This is a genomic window from Rhodopseudomonas sp., from assembly GCF_036404135.1.
GTDB lineage: Bacteria > Pseudomonadota > Alphaproteobacteria > Rhizobiales > Xanthobacteraceae > Rhodopseudomonas_A.
Genome location: NZ_DASWPE010000165.1, coordinates 1 through 19,435, shown reverse-complemented (window position 1 = coordinate 19,435; position 19,435 = coordinate 1). Strand labels below are relative to the sequence as shown.

18 protein-coding genes are annotated in these 19,435 nt (G+C 65.7%); 17 read left to right on the top strand and 1 reads right to left on the bottom strand.

Features of this window, described 5'->3' with window-relative positions:
• Window positions 1-60: 60 nt before the first annotated feature.
• The 6 genes from VGC77_RS19095 to VGC77_RS19070 all read left to right on the top strand — a co-directional run bounded on the left by VGC77_RS19095 (window position 61) and on the right by VGC77_RS19070 (window position 5,448).
• Complete coding sequence (locus VGC77_RS19095; protein ID WP_331173144.1) at window positions 61-579, top strand: DUF992 domain-containing protein; 519 nt, start codon at window positions 61-63, stop codon at window positions 577-579.
• A gap of 199 nt (window positions 580-778) precedes the next feature.
• Window positions 779-1,252: a DUF992 domain-containing protein gene (locus tag VGC77_RS19090; protein WP_331173143.1), complete on the top strand. Its 474-nt coding sequence runs from the start codon at window positions 779-781 to the stop codon at window positions 1,250-1,252.
• A 208-nt stretch (window positions 1,253-1,460) separates the two neighbouring features.
• Window positions 1,461-3,509, top strand: coding sequence for an elongation factor G (locus VGC77_RS19085; RefSeq protein ID WP_331173142.1), 2,049 nt, complete (start codon window positions 1,461-1,463; stop codon window positions 3,507-3,509).
• Between the two features lie 106 nt (window positions 3,510-3,615).
• A complete protein-coding gene (locus tag VGC77_RS19080; protein ID WP_331173141.1) occupies window positions 3,616-3,888 on the top strand; it encodes a helix-turn-helix transcriptional regulator in 273 nt (90 codons plus the stop codon).
• A 33-nt stretch (window positions 3,889-3,921) separates the two neighbouring features.
• Entirely contained in the window at window positions 3,922-4,755 is an 834-nt protein-coding gene (locus VGC77_RS19075; protein ID WP_331173140.1) for a shikimate dehydrogenase, read from the top strand.
• Window positions 4,756-4,824: 69 nt separating this feature from the next.
• A complete protein-coding gene (locus VGC77_RS19070) occupies window positions 4,825-5,448 on the top strand; it encodes a hypothetical protein (RefSeq protein ID WP_331173139.1) in 624 nt (207 codons plus the stop codon).
• A gap of 225 nt (window positions 5,449-5,673) precedes the next feature.
• Here the strand turns inward: VGC77_RS19070 and VGC77_RS19065 are convergent, their stop codons facing one another.
• Window positions 5,674-6,813, bottom strand: coding sequence for an alpha-hydroxy acid oxidase (locus tag VGC77_RS19065; RefSeq protein ID WP_331173138.1), 1,140 nt, complete (start codon window positions 6,811-6,813; stop codon window positions 5,674-5,676).
• Window positions 6,814-6,986: 173 nt separating this feature from the next.
• Between VGC77_RS19065 and VGC77_RS19060 the strand changes: the two genes are divergently transcribed.
• From VGC77_RS19060 to VGC77_RS19010, 11 genes are all read left to right on the top strand, one after another.
• Window positions 6,987-7,145 (top strand): hypothetical protein, encoded by a 159-nt coding sequence (locus VGC77_RS19060; RefSeq protein WP_331173137.1) that lies wholly within the window; start codon window positions 6,987-6,989, stop codon window positions 7,143-7,145.
• Window positions 7,146-7,367: 222 nt separating this feature from the next.
• Window positions 7,368-8,720 carry a phosphoglucosamine mutase gene (gene glmM / locus VGC77_RS19055; protein ID WP_331173136.1) on the top strand — a complete coding sequence of 451 codons (1,353 nt, stop codon included), beginning with the start codon at window positions 7,368-7,370 and terminating at the stop codon, window positions 8,718-8,720.
• 150 nt (window positions 8,721-8,870) lie between these two features.
• Window positions 8,871-10,127 (top strand): MFS transporter, encoded by a 1,257-nt coding sequence (locus VGC77_RS19050; protein ID WP_331173135.1) that lies wholly within the window; start codon window positions 8,871-8,873, stop codon window positions 10,125-10,127.
• A 221-nt stretch (window positions 10,128-10,348) separates the two neighbouring features.
• Window positions 10,349-11,182 (top strand): outer membrane protein, encoded by an 834-nt coding sequence (locus VGC77_RS19045; RefSeq protein WP_331173134.1) that lies wholly within the window; start codon window positions 10,349-10,351, stop codon window positions 11,180-11,182.
• Between the two features lie 156 nt (window positions 11,183-11,338).
• A complete protein-coding gene (locus tag VGC77_RS19040) occupies window positions 11,339-12,151 on the top strand; it encodes an outer membrane protein (protein ID WP_331173133.1) in 813 nt (270 codons plus the stop codon).
• A 24-nt stretch (window positions 12,152-12,175) separates the two neighbouring features.
• Window positions 12,176-12,646, top strand: a complete 471-nt coding sequence (locus VGC77_RS19035) for a GNAT family N-acetyltransferase (protein WP_331173132.1) — start codon at window positions 12,176-12,178, stop codon at window positions 12,644-12,646.
• A 165-nt stretch (window positions 12,647-12,811) separates the two neighbouring features.
• On the top strand, window positions 12,812-13,018 hold the full coding sequence (locus VGC77_RS19030) for a hypothetical protein (protein WP_331173131.1): 207 nt from the start codon (window positions 12,812-12,814) through the stop codon (window positions 13,016-13,018).
• A 170-nt stretch (window positions 13,019-13,188) separates the two neighbouring features.
• The gene (locus tag VGC77_RS19025) at window positions 13,189-14,361 is read left to right on the top strand and encodes a phosphoserine transaminase (protein WP_331173130.1); all 1,173 of its coding nucleotides are present in this window, start codon (window positions 13,189-13,191) and stop codon (window positions 14,359-14,361) included.
• 172 nt (window positions 14,362-14,533) lie between these two features.
• Window positions 14,534-16,123 carry a phosphoglycerate dehydrogenase gene (gene serA / locus VGC77_RS19020; RefSeq protein ID WP_331173129.1) on the top strand — a complete coding sequence of 530 codons (1,590 nt, stop codon included), beginning with the start codon at window positions 14,534-14,536 and terminating at the stop codon, window positions 16,121-16,123.
• A 179-nt stretch (window positions 16,124-16,302) separates the two neighbouring features.
• A complete protein-coding gene (gene mbfA, locus VGC77_RS19015) occupies window positions 16,303-17,274 on the top strand; it encodes an iron exporter MbfA (protein WP_331173128.1) in 972 nt (323 codons plus the stop codon).
• 217 nt (window positions 17,275-17,491) lie between these two features.
• Window positions 17,492-19,171, top strand: a complete 1,680-nt coding sequence (locus tag VGC77_RS19010) for a PAS domain-containing methyl-accepting chemotaxis protein (RefSeq protein ID WP_331173127.1) — start codon at window positions 17,492-17,494, stop codon at window positions 19,169-19,171.
• Window positions 19,172-19,435: the final 264 nt, after the last annotated feature.

The window sequence follows — 19,435 nt, the reverse complement described above, 5'->3', positions numbered from 1 at the left end:
TTGAACACGGCACTTGCATCCTGTGCCCCCGCAACAAGTTCCTCATCCGGAGACTACACTATGCGACTTTCAAGATTGTTCGGTATCGCAGCGCTCTCGCTGGTTGCTTCCTTCGCGACCGCCAACGCGCAGCAGCGGCTGCAGGTCGGCGTGCTGGAATGCTCGGGCGGCCAGAATGTCGGCTTCGTCGTCGGCTCGGTCACCGATCTGCAGTGCGCCTTCCGCGCCGATGGCCGTCGTCCTGAGCCCTACGTTGCCACCATTCATCGGTTCGGCGTCGATCTCGGATTCACCCAGGACACCGGCTTTGCCTGGGCGGTCTATGCGCCGACCAACCAGGTCGGCCGCGGCGATCTCGCCGGCAGCTACGGCGGCGTCGGCGCCAATGCCTCGGTCGGCGTCGGCTTCGGCGGCAACCTGCTGGTTGGCGGTTCGTCCAACGCCTACTCGCTGCAGCCGCTCAGCCTGCAGGGTCAGACCGGCCTGAACGTCACCGCCGGCGTCGCCGACCTGCAGCTGCGTGCCGCCGATCTGCGCGGCCCGCGCCGCCACATCCGGCATCATCGCCGCCATCATTAATAACTGATTACCATCGCGAATCTTTCGCGATCGGAAAGGGCTCGCTTCGGCGGGCCCTTTTTGTTTGTGCGCCGGACTGCGGCCGGATTGAAGATCGGCTTCGGCTGTGACTAGATTGCGGCCGCGTAGTTCCGCTGCGCTGTGCGCCTCACGCGGGCCTGCAATATCCTGCATCACGTCGCTCACCCGGAGATTTGCCATGAGCCGCCTTTCGCTCCTCTTTGGTATCATTACCGCCGTGTTCGTCGCCGGCAGCGCCCAGGCGCAGCAGTCCCGCGTTCAGATCGGCGTGCTGGAGTGCCGCGGCGGCGCCAGCGTCGGCTTTATCGTCGGCTCGGTTACCAATCTCGGCTGCGTGCTGCGGGCCGACGGCCGTCCGGACCAGCCCTATGTCGCCACCATCCGCAAGGTCGGCCTCGACCTCGGCATCACCCAGGAGACCGGCCTGGCCTGGGCGGTGTTCGCGCCGGTCGAGCGCGCGGTGATCGCCGATCTGTCGGGCAATTACGGCGGCGCGCAGGGCTCGGCGTCGGTCGGCGTCGGGCTTGGCGCCAACGTGCTGGTCGGCGGCTCGGCGAATTCGATCGCGCTGCAGCCGCTCAGCCTGCAGGGCTCCACCGGGGTCAACGTCGCGGTCGGCCTGGAAGGCCTCGAACTGCGCCCTGGGCGCTGACCGCGGGCCACGGGCGATCGCCGACTGAGCGCGCCGCGGGCCGCGGCGGGGGCGCCGCCCGCGGCCGGCGGACGAATCCGCATGTCCTTGATCTTCCTCACCTGTTGCGAATCCGCGCGACTATTTTCCTGCTTGCCAAGCGCTTTCGCCCCTGAAACGATCCGCCGCCGACCCAATCATGGGCCGAGCTCCAACCAAGGAGGCGGCGATGGGACAGAATCTTAGAAGTCCCCGCGGTCCACGGTGCATCGCACTGGTGGGCCCTTTCCAAAGCGGTAAAACCACATTGCTGGAAGCCATCCTGGCCCGCACCGGGGCGATCCCCCGCGCCGGCAGCGTCGATGCCGGGACCTCGTTCGGCGATTCCAGCCCCGAGGCGCGGCATCACAAAATGGGCGTCGGGCTCACCGCCGCGACCACCAGCTTCATGGACGACAGCTACACCTTCATCGATTGTCCCGGATCGGTCGAATTCGCGCATGACATGCGCGCCGCGCTGCCGGCGGTGGACGCCGCCGTGGTGGTCTGCGAAGCCGACGAGCGCAAGCTGCCGCAGTTGCAGATCATCCTGCGCGAGCTGGAAGATCTCGGGATTCCGCGGTTTCTGTTTCTCAACAAGATCGACAAGGCCGCCACCGCGACCCGCGACGTGCTCGGCATCCTGCAGCCGGCCTCACGGATTCCGCTGGTGTTGCGGCAGATTCCGATCTGGAACGGCGACCTGATCGGCGGCTATGTCGACCTGGCACTGGAGCGCGCCTTCGTCTATCGCGAGCACAAGGCCTCCGAAGTGATCTCGCTGGAAGGCGGCGATCTCGACCGCGGCAAGGAAGCCCGCTTCTCGATGCTGGAGAAGCTCGCCGACCACGACGACGCGCTGATGGAGCAACTGCTCGCCGACGTCGCGCCGCCGCGTGACGCGGTGTTCGACGACCTCGCCCGCGAACTGCGCGAGGGCGTGATCTGCCCGGTGCTGCTCGGCTCGGCGTTGCGCGAGAACGGCGTGATGCGGCTGTTGAAGGCGCTGCGCCACGAGGCGCCCGACGTCACCGAGACCGCTGCGCGGCTCGGCGCCGCCGGCCCCGACGCGCTGGCCTATGTGTTCAAGACCAACCATCTGCAACACGGCGGCAAGCTGTCGCTGGCCCGCGTGCTGACCGGCCAGCTCGAGGACGGCGCGTTGCTGCACGCCTCCAGCGGCGAGACCGGCAAGGTCTCGGGCATCCACGCCGTCAGCGGCGGCCACGACACCAAACGCGCCGCGGCCGCGGCCGGCGACATGGTGGCGCTCGGCAAGCTCGACGCGGTGAAGACCGGCGATACGCTGTCGACCGGCAAGACCACGCCGGCGCCGCTGGCGCAGGTGGTGCCCACGGCGCCGGTGCTGGCGATGGCGGTGTCCGCCGCCGACCGCAAGGACGACGTCAAGCTCGGCCAGGCGCTGCTGCGGCTGAATGAAGAAGACCCTTCGCTCACCGTGATCCACAACAATCGCACCCACGACATCGTGCTGTGGGGGCAGGGCGAGATGCATCTGCGGGTGGCGCTGGAACGGTTGCAGGAGCGCTTCGGCGTGACGGTGAAATCGCATCCGCCGGCGATCGGCTATCAGGAGACGATCCGCAAATCGATCACCCAGCGCGGCCGGCACAAGAAGCAGTCCGGCGGCCACGGCCAGTTCGGCGACGTGGTGCTGGAGATCGCCCCGCTGCCGCGCTCGACCGGCTTCAGCTTCGCCGAGAAGGTGGTCGGCGGCGCGGTGCCGCGCAACTACATTCCGGCGGTCGAGGAGGGCGTGGTCGACGCGCTGCTGTACGGGCCGCTCGGCTTCCCGGTGGTCGACGTCCAGGTGACGCTGGTCGACGGCTCGTTCCACACCGTGGATTCTTCCGACATGGCGTTCCGCACCGCCGGCCGGATCGGCGTCTCCGAAGCGCTGCCGCAGTGCCAGCCGGTGCTGCTGGAGCCGATCCACACCGTGGAGATCGTCTGCCCGACCGAGGCCACCGCCAAGGTCAACGCCATCCTGTCCGGGCGGCGCGGCCAGATTCTCGGCTTCGACACCCGCGACGGCTGGCCCGGCTGGGATCTGGTGCGGGCGATGATGCCGGAGGCCGAGATCGGCGACCTGATCGTCGAATTGCGCTCGGCCACCGCCGGCACCGGCAGCTTCACCCGGAGCTTCGACCATATGGCCGAAGTCACCGGCCGCGCCGCCGAGCAGATCATCGCCGCGCATCGCCCCGCGGCGGCGTGACCCTCGGCCGCGCGCCGATCGACAACACAAACGGCTTCGATGATGTATCAAACATCATCGAAGCCGTTTATATTTGCGGCCTGCGACGGAAAGCCGGATATCGAACGTGATTACTTCGTTTCAGATGCGCGCCGCGCGGGCGCTGTTGGGGATCGACCAGCGCACGCTGGCCGAACTCGCCGGCGTCTCGGTGCCGACCATCCAGCGCATGGAAGCCAGCGTCGGTAACGTCCGCGGCATCGTCGATTCGCTGACCCGGGTGGTCGAGGCGCTGAACCGCGCCGGGGTGGAACTGATCGGCGAGCACGTCCGCAGCGACGACGGCGGTCGCGGCGTGCGGCTGAAGCAGCCCGGACCGCCGCCGCCGGTGGAGACTTAAGGCGATGCCACTTCCGCGCAGAGAGGATGTTCGATGAGCCGGCTCAAGGCCGCCTGCCTGATCGGCTGGCCGGCGGCGCATTCGCGCTCGCCGTTGATTCATCATTACTGGCTGCGCACGCTCGGCATCGAAGGCGGCTACAGCATCGAAGCGGTGCCGCCGGAGGGGTTCGGCGAGTTCGTGCTGAATCTGGCGAGCCACGGCTATCGCGGCGCCAACGTCACCATTCCGCACAAGGAGCGCGCGCTGTTGCTGACCGCGCCGGATGGCCGCGCCCGCGCGGTCGGCGCCGCCAATACGCTGTGGTACGACGGCGACACCTTGCGCTCGACCAATACCGACATCGAGGGCTTCCTCAACAATCTCGACGCCTGCGCGCCGGGCTGGGACGGCATCGACGAAGCGCTGGTGCTCGGCGCCGGCGGCTCGTCGCGCGCCGTGGTGTTCGGGCTGATCGAGCGCGGCATCAAGCGGATTCATCTGGCCAACCGCACGCTGCCGCGGGCGCAGGCGGTGGCCGATCAGTTCAACGCCGAGGTGGTGCCGACGCCGTGGCAGGAGATCCCCGGCGTGCTGCCGCGCGTGAAGCTCTTGGTCAACACCACCTCGCTCGGCATGAGGGGCCAGCCTCCGCTTGCGGTCGATGTCGGGTTGCTGCCGGCGCAGGCCGCGGTGGCCGATCTGGTCTATGTGCCGCTGGCGACGCCGCTGCTCGCCGCCGCCCGCGCCCGCGGGCTCGCCACCGCCGACGGGCTCGGCATGCTGCTGCATCAGGCGGTGCGGGGCTTTGAGTTGTGGTTCGGCCAGCGCCCGACGGTGACGGCCGAACTCCGCGCGCTGGTCGAGGCCGATCTCACAGTGACGTGACATCGCGGGTAATTCGGCCGCGAGTTTCTATCTCCTGACGGCGGGGCTGCGTCGTCAAAGGAAAAGTTCATGTCGGCACTTGTTACTGCGCTGCCTCGCCTCATCGCGGGTTCGCTCCTGGTTGGGTTGCTGAGCGGATCTGCGGTCGCGCAACAGACCGCGCCGTCGCGGGTCCGCGGCACCATCGAAAGCGTCAGCGGCGATGCGCTGGCGGTCAAGTCGCGCAGCGGCGAGCAGGTCACGCTGCACACCACCGGCGATCTGCAGGTGGCCGGCATCGTCAAGACGACGCTGTCGGAGATCAAGGTCGGCTCGTTCATCGGCGCCACCACCGTGCCGGGCCCCGACGGCGCGCATAACGCGGTCGAGGTGCACGTGTTTCCCGAGGCGATGCGCGGCGCCGGCGAAGGCTCGCGGTCTTGGGACAGCCGGCCGAACAGCACCATGACCAACGCCACAGTGGCGCAGACCGTCGCCGGCAATGACGGCAGCACGCTGACGGTGAAATACAACGGCGGCGAGAAGATCGTCACGGTGACGCCCGCTACCGCGGTGGTGGCGTTCGTGCCCGGCGACCGCGCCGACCTGAAGCCCGGCGCGCAGATCGTCGCCTTCGTCAAGAGCCGGCCCGACGGCTCGTTCGACGCCGCGCGCATCAGCGTCGGCCGCGACGGCGTAACCCCGCCGATGTGAGGTGCTCTTCTCCCCTCCCCCTTGCGGGGAGGGGTCGGGGGTCTCCGAGCACAGCGCGCGCGTCGTTCGGACTCTGATAATTCGAGGCCTGATGGTGCTGCCATCGTGGGTCGCTCGAACGCACCATCCCCGTGCGGCACCCCCACCCCCAACCCCTCCCCGCAAGGGGGAGGGGAGCGCGCTGCCGCCGTGGCGGCTATTGCGCTTCGCCGTTACGCGTCGCCGCTATAGCGCCAGCACGTGGTCGTCGATCTCGTCGATCGAATTGACGCCGCACAGCGCCATGGTGGTGGAGAGTTCGTTCCTGATGATGTCGATGGCCTTGGCGACGCCCGGTCCGCCGAACGCGCCGAGGCCGTAGATATAGGCGCGGCCGATCATGCAGGAGCGGGCCCCGAGCGCTAAGGCCCGCATCACGTCCTGCCCGGAGCGGATGCCGCCGTCGAACATCACCTCGATCTGGTCGCCGACCGCGTCGACCACGTCGGGCAACACCTCGATCGACGACGGCGCGCCGTCGAGCTGGCGGCCGCCATGGTTCGACACCACCAGCGCCTCGGCGCCGGCTTTCACCGCAAGGGCAGCGTCCTCGACGTCGAGAATGCCCTTGATGATCAGCTTGCCCGGCCAGATGCTCCGAATCCAGTCGATGTCGCGCCAGTTCAGCGACGGATCGAATTGCGACGCCACCCAGGCCGATACCGAGCCAAGATCCTTGGAGCCCGGCAGATGGCCGGCGATGTTGCCGAAGTTACGGCTCTTGCCGGCGAGGATGCCCTTCACCCAGCGCGGCTTGGTGGCGATGTCGATTATGTTCTTCAGCCGGAAGATTTCCGGCGGCACCGACATGCCGTTCTTGATGTCCTGATGGCGCTGGCCGATCACCTGCAGGTCGACGGTGAGCACCAGCGCGCTGCATTTGGCGGCGATGGCGCGCTCGATCAGCGCTTTGACGAAGCCGCGGTCGCGCATCACATAGAGCTGAAACCAGAACGGCTGCTGGACATTCGCCGCGACGTCCTCGATCGAGCAGATCGACATCGTCGACAGCGTATAGGGGATGCCGGCGGCCTGCGCGGCGCGGCAGGCGTGGATCTCGCCGTCGCCAAATTGCATGCCGGTGGAGCCGACCGGGGCGAGGATCAGCGGCAGCGCGGCGCGCGCGCCGATGATGTCGGTGGACAGGTCGCGCTCGGAAATATCCACCAGGATGCGCTGGCGAAACTTGATGTCCTGGAAGTCGGCGCGGTTGGCGCGCAGCGTCTCTTCCGCGTAGGAGCCGCGATCGACGTAGTCGAAGAACATCTTCGGCACCCGGCGCTGATGAATATCGCGCAGGTCGTCGATGCAGGTGATCTGTTTCATGAGCGGCCCCGCCCTGTTGGTTGTTGTCCGGTGCCGTGCTCCTAGAGCATTTTGCTCGCCAGTGGAATTCGGATTGCAGGATCGATGGGCATTGCCGCGGCGCGGCGTGCCGGGCCCCGCGGAACCGGCGCGCCGGGGCGGCGTTGGTTTCATAACCGAACCGGAGACAGCCGATGACCGACAGCACCGCGAAAGACAAGAAGGCCCAGGACCAGGCGCTCGACGAGGCGCTGCAAGAGTCGTTTCCGGGCTCCGATCCGGTCAGCCTGACCCAGCCGGCGCCGTCGAAGCCCGACGCCGATTCCAAGCGCAAGGACAAAGCCAAGGGCTGACCAAAGCCTCGTTCCGCCTCGCGCGGCCGCCCCAGCGCCGCGCCGCCGCCCTGCGGCGATGCGATAAAATCCGGCCCGTTCAAGGGCTTGTGAGCGGGCAGGGTTCCCGATTGGTAATGATTCATCATATTTTTTGAGGTCATTTCAACCGGAAACCACCTATAAGGCGGATCGTGCCCGGGCGGAGATGCCGACCGGGCATTGATCATGCTGGGGGATTCCATGAGTCGCAGATATTTCGGGACAGACGGGATTAGGGGCCGCGCCAACGGCCTGATCACCCCGGAACTGGCGATGAAGGTCGGCCAGGCGGCGGGCCTGGTGTTTCAGCGCGGCGAATATCGGCATCGCGTCGTCATCGGCAAGGATACGCGGCTGTCCGGCTACATGATCGAAACCGCGCTGGTGGCGGGCTTCACCTCGGTCGGCATGGACGTGCTGCTGCTCGGCCCGATGCCGACCCCGGCGGTGGCGATGCTGACCAAATCGATGCGCGCCGACCTCGGGGTGATGATTTCCGCGTCGCACAATCTGTTCGAGGACAACGGCATCAAGCTGTTCGGCCCGCTCGGCTTCAAGCTGTCCGACGACGTCGAAAAGCAGATCGAGCAATTGCTCGATGAATCGCTCGACAAGAAGCTCGCCGAAAGCGCCAGCCTCGGCCGCGCCCGCCGCATCGACGGCGTGCATGACCGCTACATCGAGTTCGCCAAGCGGACGCTGCCGCGCGATCTCAGCCTCGACGGGCTGCGCGTGGTGATCGATTGCGCGCACGGCGCCGCCTACAAGGTGGTGCCGGAAGCGTTGTGGGAACTCGGCGCCGACGTGATCGCGATCGGGGTCGAACCCGACGGCTTCAACATCAACAAGGAATGCGGCTCCACCGCGCCGGAAGCGCTGTCCCGCAAGGTGCGCGAGATGCGCGCCGACATCGGCATCGCGCTGGACGGCGACGCCGACCGGGTGATCCTGGTCGACGAGCGCGGCCATGTGGTGGACGGCGACCAATTGCTCGCGGTGATTGCGCAGAGCTGGAAGGAAGACGGCCGGCTGTCGAAGCCCGGCATCGTCGCCACCGTGATGTCCAATCTCGGGCTGGAGCGCTTTCTGGAAAGCAACGACATCGAGATGGTGCGCACCCCGGTCGGCGACCGCTACGTGCTCGAGCAGATGCTGAAGCAGGGCTACAATGTCGGCGGCGAGCCGTCCGGCCACATCATCCTGTCGGATTACGCCACCACCGGCGACGGCTTCGTCGCCGCGCTGCAGGTGCTGGCGGTGGTGCAGAAGCTGCGCCGCCCGGTCTCCGAGGTCTGCCATCTGTTCGAACCGCTGCCGCAGGTGCTGAAGAACGTGCGCTATCGCAGCGGCAAGCCGCTCGACGACGACGAAGTGAAGTCGGCGATCTTCGCCGCCGAGAAACGGCTGAACGGCCACGGCCGGCTGCTGGTGCGCTCCTCGGGCACCGAGCCGGTGATCCGGGTGATGGGCGAGGGCGACGACCGCGAGATGGTCGAGGAGGTGGTCGACACCATCTGTTCGGCGCTCGGCGAGGCCGCCGCCGCTGCGGCCTGACGCCGGCTTCTCGCCGCCGCCTCCGCAACCCAGCCATGGCCGGGCGATGCTAGCGCTTCGCCCTTGCATCTCTTACTTTACCTACGCCCGCGCGCGCCCGATGGGTGGCTTGCGACTTCCATCCACCTTGAAGAACCGTCTGGAAACGCCGTGAACAAGCCCGTGGTCGTCAACGAGCAAGATCAACCCGCTCCCGTGGTGATGGCGGATTTGGCGCCGGCCGGCGCGGCGACGGCGGCGATCGGGCCGGCCTATCTGGTGCTCGGCGGCATCAGCTTTTCGCACTTCCTCAACGACACCATGCAGTCGCTGATTCCGTCGATCTATCCGATCCTGAAGGCCAACTACGCGCTGGATTTCGGCCAGATCGGACTGATCACGCTGACCTTTCAGATCACCGCCTCGCTGCTGCAGCCGGTGATCGGGCACATCACCGACAGGAAAGCCCAGCCGTTTTCGCTGGCGATCGGCATGAGCTCCACCCTGATCGGCCTGGCGCTTTTGAGCGTCGCGCACGCCTACTTCGTCATCCTGCTGGCGGCGGCGCTGGTCGGGCTCGGCTCCGCGGTGTTTCACCCGGAATCGGCGCGGATCGCGCGGCTGTCCTCCGGCGGCCGCTACGGCTTTGCGCAATCCGTGTTCCAGGTCGGCGGCAATTTCGGCCAGTCGATGGGGCCGTTGCTGGCGGCGCTGATCGTGGTGCCGTTCGGGCAGGGCAGCATCGGCTTCTTTTGTTTGATCGCGTTTCTGGCGATCGTGGTGCTGTGGCGGATCGGGGTCTGGTACAAGCCGCGGATCGTGCCGCGCAGCCGCACCGCGCCGGTGCGGCATCCGGGGGCGCCGAGTTCGCGCCGGGTCGGGGCGGCGATCGCGATCCTGATCCTGCTGGTGTTCTCGAAATTCATCTATCTGTCGAGCCTGACCAGTTACTACACCTTCTATTTGATCCACAAATTCGGGGTCACGACCCAGACCTCGCAGGTCTATCTGTTCATGTTCCTGGGGGCGACCGCGGTCGGCACCTTCTTCGGCGGCCCGATCGGAGACCGCATCGGCCGGCGCTATGTGATCTGGTTCTCGATCCTCGGGGTGCTGCCGTTCACCCTGATGTTGCCCTATGCCGACCTGATGTGGACCGCGGTGCTCAGCCTGGTGATCGGCTTCATCCTGTCCTCGGCGATGCCGGCGATTCTGGTCTATGCCCAGGAACTGATGCCGCATCGTTTCGGCATGATCTCCGGGCTGTTCTTCGGCTTTTCCTTCGGCGCCGGCGGTATCGGCGCCGCGATGCTCGGCCAGGTCGCCGACCATAAGGGCATCGAATTCGTCTATCAGATCTGCGCCTTCCTGCCGGCGATCGGGCTGCTCGCGGTGTTTCTGCCGAAGATGCCGCGCCACGCCCACTAATTGATCGTTAACCGGCCGCCCTTGTCATAAACTTCTCGTTAGTAAGTGTGGCACCCGGAACTTTCCGGGTGCCGAAGCGCGCCTGGTTAAAAATAGTCATCGGATGTCAACCCTAATTATTAGGGTTAAGTGGCGCTTAAGAAATCAATGTCATCGTCGGTTTGTCAGTTTCGGGTGGTGAGGCCTCCGTAATCGCCTCTTTTTGACAAAAGGACGAACCAATGCGTAGCGTGAAATCTCTCTTTGCCGCCGGAGCGGCCTCATTGATGACGGTCAGCGCGGCGTTTGCCGCCGATATGCCGATCGCGCCGCCGCCGGCGATGTATGCGCCGCCGCCCGCCGAGGATTTCGGCGGTTGGTATCTGCGCGGCGATATCGGCATGACCAATCAGGACTTGAAGTTCAAGGACACCAATCCGGCCAGCGCCGGCTATGAAGACCGCGGGTTTGAATCCGCCAGCTCGACGTTGTTCGGGCTCGGCGTCGGCTACCAGGTCAACAACTGGTTCCGCGCCGACGTCACCGGCCAGTATCGCGGCAAGGCGGCGCTGCACGGCGCCACCAACATCTACACCAGCCCGGCCCAGATTCTGGCGGACAATTATTCCGGCAACAAATCCGAATATCTGGTGCTGGCCAACGCCTATGTCGATCTCGGCACCTGGTGGTGCGTGACGCCGTTCATCGGTGCCGGCGTCGGCATGGCCAATGTCAAGATCAGCGGCTTTCGCGACGACGGCGCCGGCTATCTTCCCGGCTCGGTCCCGGTCCTGAGCACCACCTATTACGACGACGTTTCCAAGTGGAACTTCGCCTGGGCGGCGCATGCCGGTCTGGCCTACAAGGTGTCGCCCAACCTCACGCTCGAACTGGCTTACAGCTATGTCGACATGGGCTCGGTCAATCTGGCCGGCTACACCAACTACGCCCATGCCAGCGGACAGTCGGCCTATCAGCTGAAGAACATCACGTCGAACGATCTGAAGCTCGGCGTGCGTTGGAACTTCGACAGCGCGCCGGCCTACGCGCCGCCGCCGCTGATCCGCAAGGGCTGAGCCGCCCGGTTCAGGCAAGGTGCTACCTGTTAGGAGTTATCAACGGCGCGGGGGCTTCCCGCGCCGTTTTGTTGCGTGCCGGGCGGCGCGCGGCAACGAATGATTAAGGTTAACGGGCGATGATCGGCCGTGGTCCAGTGGTCGAGGAGCGTTGCGATGCGTCGGGTGGTGTTGGGAGCAATGGTGTTGGCCGCAGCGCAAGCGGCGCATGCCGCCGATCTGCCGTTTCTGCGCGGCGCGTTGTCCGACGGCCCGACGCCGACGGTGAACTGGCAGGGCTTCTATGTCGGCGGGCAGGGCGCCTATGGCAGCTCCGACATGAACTTCACCAACTCCACCCAGGGTCTCGCCGCGCAGATGCTGGCGCTGACCACGATCGAGAGCGAGAACCAGGTTTCGAAATGGCCGATCCTGAGCAAGCAGTCGGTGCACGGCCACGGCTATGGCGGCTTCGCCGGCTACAACTGGCAGTGGGACGACGTCGTGCTCGGCCTTGAGGCGAGCTATGTGCACGGCACCTTCGGCGGCTCCGACAGCGGCAGCATGGGCCGCAGCTTCACCACCTCCGACGGCTACACCAACGGGGTGTTGTACCAAGGCGATGCGGCGATCAACATCAAGGATATGGGATCGGTGCGGGCGCGCGCCGGCTACGCCTGGGGCAGCTTCCTGCCCTACATGTTCGGCGGGGTGTCGCTGGGGCAGGCCGACATCATCCGCACCGCCAGCGTATCGGGCACCCAGGTCAATCCCGCCGCCGCGGCGGGCTTTCAGACCATCAACTTTTCCGACAGCCTGAGCACCGCCCAGCACGGCCATTTCATCTATGGCTACGCCGGCGGTCTCGGCGTCGACATGATGCTGTTCAGCGGCCTGTTCCTGCGCGCGGAGTGGGAATATCTGAAATTCGCCGCCCCGGTGGATACCAGCATCAATACCGTGCGCGCCGGCGTCGGCTACAAGTTCTGATCGCCGCCCGCTCCTGATCGCGTCATGTCCTGTGCAGTCCCCATCACCATTCGCCCGGCGCGGCGCGACGACGTCGCCGCGATCGTCGCGATGCTGGCCGACGACCGTCTCGGCCGCGGCCGCGAGCGTGTCGAGGAGCCGCTGCCGGAATCCTATTACGCGGCGTTCGACGCGCTGCAGCGCTCACCGCACATTCACCTGGTGGTGGCGGTCGAGGCCGCCGGCGCGGTGGCCGGCTGTCTGCAGCTCTGCGTACTGCCGGGCTTGAGTTCGCAGGGCGCCTCGCGGGCGCTGATTGAGGACGTTCGGGTGCGCTGCGACCTGCGCGGCCAGCGCATCGGCGAGCAATTGCTGCACTGGGCGATCGGGCAGGCGCGCGACAGCGGCTGCAAGCTGGTCGAGCTGTTCACCCACCACAGCCGGGTCGATGCGCAGCGGTTCTACGCCCGGCTCGGGTTTCAGCCGAGCCATGTCGGCATGACGCTGAAGCTCTGATTCCCCCGCGCGCGGCCGGCGACGGCGTAAATTCTCGGTTCCGTATCGGATTGACCAGACGACGCTGGAACCGGCGTGGAACAAGGGCCTGGTAACATTACGGCATGTGCAGTTGATCGATCTCGCAGTTTGCTCGGTTTGCCTCCAACCCAGAGGTTTGCAGCCATGCTGCTCACCAGATCGACCGATCCGATGGTTTCCGAGACGCCGAAAGGCCCCGCGGGCGCGGACTGCAGCGCATGCAACGCGGCATTGTCCTATCGCTGCATCGGTTGCGAGCGCGCCGACCGCGCGCGCCTTGCCGCCGCCGACCCGATGACGTCGCGCCAGTTCAAGGGCTGGATCGGCAGCGCTTTGTATCCTCCGAAGTAGTCCACAGGCGGAGCGCACTGCCGCCGCCGCCGCGGTGACGGCATCGTCGAAAGTCTCATCGCGGGCACAGCGGCCGCGCGCAATCCTGCTTGACATTCGAAAAGATTGGACTATCCCCGGCGGCGGGAAACCTCTCCCCACCGAGAGGCTGCTATCTGGAAGGATAGACTATGACTGTTGCAAAGCCCGCATCGCGGCCCGCTACCCCCAATTTCTCTTCCGGCCCCTGTGCCAAACGGCCCGGCTGGACCCCCGAAAATCTCAAGGATGCCCCGCTCGGCCGCTCGCATCGCGCGAAGGTCGGCAAGGCCAAGCTGAAGCTTGCGATCGACCTCACCCGTGAGGTGCTCGAAGTGCCGGCCGATTACAAGATCGGCATCGTTCCGGCGTCCGACACCGGCGCCGTCGAAATGGCGCTGTGGTCGCTGCTCGGGCCGCGTCCGGTCACCACCATCGCCTGGGAATCCTTCGGCGACGGCTGGGTCACCGACATCGTCAAGCAGCTCAAGCTGAAGGACGTCACCAAGCTCAGCGCCGGCTATGGCGAAATCCCGGATCTTTCCAAGGCCGATCCGAAATCCGACATCGTCTTCACCTGGAACGGCACCACCTCCGGCGTGCGGGTGCCCAACGCCGACTGGATCGCGGCCGACCGCGAAGGCCTGACGATCTGCGACGCCACCTCGGCCGCGTTCGCGCAAGCCCTGGATTGGCCGAAGCTCGACGTCGTCACCTTCTCCTGGCAGAAGGCGCTGGGCGGCGAGGCCGCGCACGGCATGCTGATCCTGAGCCCGCGCGCCGTCGCGCGGCTGGAGAGCTACACGCCCTCCTGGCCGCTGCCGAAGATCTTCCGCATGACCAAGGGCGGCAAGCTGATCGAAGGCATCTTCCAGGGCGAGACCATCAACACCCCGTCGATGCTGTGCGTCGAAGACTATCTCGACGCGCTGAATTGGGCGAAGTCGGTCGGCGGCCTCAAGGGCCTGATCGCCCGCGCCGACGCCAACACCAAGGTTCTGGCGGACTGGAAGGCCAAGACCCCGTGGGTGGATTTTCTTGCCACCGACGCCGCGATCCGCTCCAACACCTCGGTCTGCATGAAGGTGGTGGACCCGGCGGTCACCGCACTGCCCGCCGACGCCCAGGCGGCGTTCGCCAAGGCGCTGGTCGGTGCGGTCGAGAAGGAAGCCGCCGGCTTCGATCTCGGCGCCTATCGCGATGCGCCTCCCGGCCTGCGGATCTGGTGCGGCGCCACGGTGGAAGCCGCTGACGTCGCCACGCTGACGCAGTGGCTGGACTGGGCGTTCGAAACCACCAAGGCGGCGCTGCCCAAGGCGGCGTAGTTCTTCACCCTCCCCTGGAGGGGGAGGGTCGACGCACCGCAGGTGCGGCGGGGTGGGGTGAGAAACTCTCCCCGCCCTCGAACTCGAATTCCGTTCTCACCGCTTTCACCCCACCCCGGCGCTGCGCGCCGACCCTCCCCCTCAAGAGGGGAGGGTGAAGGAGCCCACCCCCATGACCGCACCCAAAGTTTTGATTTCCGACGCCCTGTCGCCCGCTGCCGTGCAGATCTTCAAGGATCGCGGCATCGACGTCGACTTCCAGCCGGCGCTCGGCAAGGACAAAGAGAAGCTCGCCGAGATCATCGGCAACTACGACGGCCTGGCGATCCGCTCGGCCACCAAGGCCACCGCGAAGATCCTGGAGAAGGCCACCAGGCTCAAGGTGATCGGCCGCGCCGGCATCGGCGTCGACAATGTCGAGATCCCGGCCGCCACCGCCCGCGGCATCATCGTGATGAACACGCCGTTCGGCAATTCGATCACCACCGCCGAACACGCCATCACCCTGATGCTGGCCTTGGCCCGCGAGATCCCGCAGGCCGACGCCTCGACCCAGGCCGGCAAGTGGGAGAAGAACCGCTTCATGGGCGTCGAGATCACCGCCAAGACGCTCGGCGTGATCGGCTGCGGCAACATCGGCTCGATCGTCGCCGACCGCGCGCTCGGCCTGAAGATGAAGGTGATCGCGTTCGATCCGTTCCTGTCGCCGGAGCGCGCCAAGGACCTCGGCGTCGAGAAGGTCGAGCTCGACGACCTGCTGAAGCGCGCCGATTTCATCACTTTGCACACCCCGCTCACCGACAAGACCAAGAACATCATCGACGCGGCGGCGATCGCCAAGACCAAGAAGGGCGTGCGCATCATCAATTGCGCCCGCGGCGGTCTGGTCGACGAGCAGGCGCTGGTCGATGCGCTGAATTCCAAGCAGGTCGCCGGTGCTGCCTTCGACGTGTTCGTCGAGGAGCCCGCTACCAAGAACGTGCTGTTCGGCCATCCCAACGTGATCTGCACGCCGCATCTCGGCGCCTCCACCACGGAAGCCCAGGAGAACGTTGCACTGCAGGTCGCAGAGCAGATGTCGGACTATCTGCTGACCGGCGCGATCTCCAACGCCGTGAACTTCCCCTCGATCACCGCGGAAGAAGCCCCGAAGCTGAGGCCGTTCATCGAACTCGCCGAAAAGCTCGGCTCGTTCGCCGGCCAATTGACCGAGAGCGGTATCTCCAAGGTGACGATCACCTATGAGGGCGAGGTCGCCGGCATGAAGATCAAGGCGCTGACCTCGGCAGCTTTGAGCGGACTGCTGCGGCCGATGCTCGGCGACGTCAACGTGGTGTCGGCACCCGTCGTCGCCAAGGAGCGCGGCATGGTGGTCGACGAGGTGGTTCGCGCCGCCGAGAGCGACTATGAGAGCCTGATCACCGTCACCGTCACCACTGCCGACATGAAGCGTTCGGTGTCCGGTACGGTGTTCGCCGACGGCCATCCGCGGCTGGTCGATATCAAGGGCATCCGGGTCGACGCCGAATTCGGCAAGTCGATGATCTACGTCACCAACGAGGACAAGCCGGGCTTCATCGGCAAGTTCGCGAGCCTGCTCGGCGACGCCAAGATCAACATCGCCACCTTCAATCTCGGCCGTCACGAGCAGGGCGGCGACGCCATCGCGCTGGTCGAGGTCGACGGCGCGGTGCCGGCCGAGGTGATCGCCAAGGTGCAGGCGCTGCCGCAGGTCAAGCAGGCCAAAGCGCTGGTGTTCTAGACAAGCGCCGGCGGTGTCGCGCGCCGCGATGTCCGGCGCGCTGATCCCAGACAAACGCCCCTTCCCCGCCGCGGGGGAGGGGTTTTTTCGTGCTGGACGGCGGAGGCCGGGCGGCTTTTGACAGCCGGGATCGGGTAGCCTAGACATTAGAATTATTCTAAATGATTGGACCCGGCTGGATGAAGGCTTTTGCGGACCTGACCGAGCGGGAAATTCTCGCCGTGGCGATCGCCGGCGAAGAGGAAGACAGCCGCATCTATTTGGCGTTCGCCGAAGACCTCGCCGAGCGCTACCCGGATTCCGCCAAGGTGTTCACCGAGATGGCCAATCAGGAGAAGGGCCATCGCCATCTGCTGCTCAAGCTCTATGAGGAACGCTTCGGCCCCAACCTGCCGCCGATCCGGCGCCAGGACGTCAAGGGCTTCATTCGCCGCCGGCCGATCTGGCTGACCCGCAACCTGCCGCTCGACACCATCCGCAAGGAAGCGGAGACCATGGAGTTCGAGGCGGAGCGGTTCTACGCCAAGGCCGCCCAGCAGACCACCGACGTCGGGATTCGCAAGCTTTTGTCGGATCTGGCGGAAATCGAGAAGGGCCACGAGGACCTGGCGGCCAAGCTGTCGCAGACCATCCTCACCGCCGGGGTGCGCGGCGAGGAAGACAAGACCAGGCGGCGAATGTTCGTGCTGCAATATGTCCAGCCCGGCCTCGCCGGCTTGATGGACGGCTCGGTGTCGACGCTGGCGCCGCTGTTCGCCGCGGCGTTCGCCACCCACCACAATTGGGAGACCTTCCTGGTCGGGCTCGCCGCCTCGATCGGCGCCGGCATTTCCATGGGCTTTGCCGAAGCCTTGTCCGACGACGGCTCGATGACCGGGCGCGGCTCGCCCTGGCTGCGCGGCGGCATCTGCGGGCTGATGACCACGGTCGGCGGGCTCGGCCACACCATGCCGTATCTGGTGCCGGATGCCTGGGACAACGCGTTCTGGATCGCCACCGCGATCGCCGGCTTCGTGGTGTTCATCGAATTGTGGGCGATCGCCTATATCCGCGCCCGCTACATGGACACCCCGTTCCTGCAGGCGGTGTTCCAGATCGTGCTCGGCGGCGTCATCGTGCTCGCGGTCGGCATCCTGATCGGCGGGGCGTAGCACGGCGCGTCGATCGGCCTGCTTCCGATGCAACTTATGCGCGGGAATTAGTTATATTCAACGCGATTTTGGCATTAAGCCTCCGCTAAGCGTTCGCAATTGATAGTGCCAGCACGGAACCGATGGGAGTCCGGCCCGGCATCGGCCGCCGATTTTTCCAGCACGCCTTCCCTTGGATAATTCATCCCGCCGCTTCTCGTGAAGAGGATTGACTTAAATGACGTTCTGGAAACGCAATTTCGACGAGAGCAACGCCATGGCGCAGATCGCGGCGCTCGGCCGCTCGCAGGGCATCATCGAGTTTTCCATCGACGGCACCGTCCAAAACGCCAATGCGAATTTCCTGGACCTTCTCGGCTATTCCCTCGCCGAGGTCCAAGGCAAGCACCACAGCATCTTCGTCGAACCGGCGACGCGCGACAGCGCGGCCTATCGTGAATTTTGGGACGCTCTCAAACGCGGTGAGTTCCAGTCGGCGGAATACAAGCGGATCGGCAAAGCCGGCAAGCAAGTTTGGATTCAGGCCAGCTACAATCCGATCCTCGACGGCAACGGCAAGGTGGTCAAGGTGGTGAAATTCGTCACCGACATCACCGCGCGCAAGATCCGCGCGATGGAAGACGCCGGCAAGATTGCGGCAATCGGCCGGGCGCAGGCGGTGATCGAGTTCGACCTCGACGGCACCATCATCACCGCCAACGACAATTTTTTGCAGGTGATGGGCTATACGCTCGACGAAATCGCCGGCAAGCATCACAGCATGTTCGTCGAGCCGACCGAGCGCGGCAGCGCCGCCTATCGCGAATTCTGGGCGGCACTGAACCGCGGAGAATATCAGGCCGCCGAATACAAACGGATCGGCAAGGGTGGCAAGGAGGTCTGGATTCTCGCGACCTACAATCCAATTCTCGACGACAAGGGCAAGCCGATCAAGGTGGTCAAGTTCGCCACCGATGTCACCGCGCAGCGGCTCAGCACCGCGAACCTCGCCGGCCAGGTCGAGGCGATCGGCAAATCGCAGGCGGTGATCGAATTCGCGATGGACGGCAGCATTCTCACGGCCAATGATAATTTCCTGCACGCATTGGGCTACACGCTGCCCGAGATCAAAGGCCGCCACCACGCGATGTTCGTCAGTCCGAGCGAGCGCGACGGCGCCGCCTATCGCGAGTTCTGGGCCGCACTCAACCGCGGCGAATTCCAGGCTGCCGAATACATGCGGCTCGGCAAGGGCGGCCGGGAAGTCTGGATCCAAGCCTCCTACAATCCGATTCTCGATCTCAACGGCAAGCCTTTCAAGGTGGTGAAATACGCCACCGTCACCACCGAGCAGGTGGTCGCGCGCATGAAGAGCGAGCGGGTCCGCGGTATGATGGAGACGGTGGCGGCGGGCGCCGAGGAGTTGAACGCCTCGGTGCGGGAAATCTCCGAGGCCATGACCAAGTCGAAGGACACCGCGGTGTCCGCGGTCGGCAAGGTCGAAACCGCCGACCGTCAGACGCAGCGACTGACGCTTGCCACGCAGTCGATGGGCGGCATCGTCGATCTGATCGGCAACATCACCGGGCAGATCAATCTTTTGGCGCTCAACGCCACGATCGAATCGGCGCGCGCCGGCGAGGCCGGCCGCGGCTTTGCCGTGGTGGCCTCCGAGGTCAAGAGTCTCGCCAATCAGGCCAAGCAGGCCACCGACAAGATCGGCAGCGAGATCGCCGGCCTCAACGGCATCTCGGCCGATGTGGTCGCGGCGCTGTTGTCGATCAAGGAGGAAATCCAGAACGTCAGCGAATACGTCAGCTCCACCGCGGCGGCGGTCGAGGAACAAAGCACCGTCACTAACGAAATGTCCTCGAGCATGCAGCGGGCCGCCGCCGAAGCCGCCAGCATCGGGCGTTAGCGGCGGCACGCGATCCGCGAAGGGCCTCCACATCTCCCAACGTCGTCCCTGCGCACGCAGGGACCCATACGGCGCGGACTCGCTCGTTGACAATGTGGCAGAGGTGGATTGCTTCACCGCGGACGTCAGGGGTTATGGGTCCCTGCGTGCGCACTAAGGCATGCACACATCTTGGGTGCGACGGATTGACTCGGGTGTTGCTGGGGGGATTCCAGAATCGGGAATTCGTGTGATCTGTCTTGCGACACTTCGATTTTGACGGGG

Bases quoted from the DNA above. Each gene is read 5' to 3' on its own strand.
- VGC77_RS19095 (WP_331173144.1), top strand. From the start codon at position 61: ATGCGACTTTCAAGATTGTTCGGTATCGCAGCGCTCTCGCTGGTTGCT.
- VGC77_RS19090 (WP_331173143.1), top strand. From the start codon at position 779: ATGAGCCGCCTTTCGCTCCTCTTTGGTATCATTACCGCCGTGTTCGTC.
- VGC77_RS19085 (WP_331173142.1), top strand. From the start codon at position 1,461: ATGGGACAGAATCTTAGAAGTCCCCGCGGTCCACGGTGCATCGCACTG.
- VGC77_RS19075 (WP_331173140.1), top strand. From the start codon at position 3,922: ATGAGCCGGCTCAAGGCCGCCTGCCTGATCGGCTGGCCGGCGGCGCAT.
- VGC77_RS19070 (WP_331173139.1), top strand. From the start codon at position 4,825: ATGTCGGCACTTGTTACTGCGCTGCCTCGCCTCATCGCGGGTTCGCTC.
- VGC77_RS19065 (WP_331173138.1), bottom strand. From the start codon at position 6,813: ATGAAACAGATCACCTGCATCGACGACCTGCGCGATATTCATCAGCGC.
- VGC77_RS19060 (WP_331173137.1), top strand. From the start codon at position 6,987: ATGACCGACAGCACCGCGAAAGACAAGAAGGCCCAGGACCAGGCGCTC.
- glmM (WP_331173136.1), top strand. From the start codon at position 7,368: ATGAGTCGCAGATATTTCGGGACAGACGGGATTAGGGGCCGCGCCAAC.
- VGC77_RS19045 (WP_331173134.1), top strand. From the start codon at position 10,349: ATGCGTAGCGTGAAATCTCTCTTTGCCGCCGGAGCGGCCTCATTGATG.
- VGC77_RS19040 (WP_331173133.1), top strand. From the start codon at position 11,339: ATGCGTCGGGTGGTGTTGGGAGCAATGGTGTTGGCCGCAGCGCAAGCG.
- VGC77_RS19035 (WP_331173132.1), top strand. From the start codon at position 12,176: ATGTCCTGTGCAGTCCCCATCACCATTCGCCCGGCGCGGCGCGACGAC.
- VGC77_RS19030 (WP_331173131.1), top strand. From the start codon at position 12,812: ATGCTGCTCACCAGATCGACCGATCCGATGGTTTCCGAGACGCCGAAA.
- VGC77_RS19025 (WP_331173130.1), top strand. From the start codon at position 13,189: ATGACTGTTGCAAAGCCCGCATCGCGGCCCGCTACCCCCAATTTCTCT.
- serA (WP_331173129.1), top strand. From the start codon at position 14,534: ATGACCGCACCCAAAGTTTTGATTTCCGACGCCCTGTCGCCCGCTGCC.
- mbfA (WP_331173128.1), top strand. From the start codon at position 16,303: ATGAAGGCTTTTGCGGACCTGACCGAGCGGGAAATTCTCGCCGTGGCG.
- VGC77_RS19010 (WP_331173127.1), top strand. From the start codon at position 17,492: ATGACGTTCTGGAAACGCAATTTCGACGAGAGCAACGCCATGGCGCAG.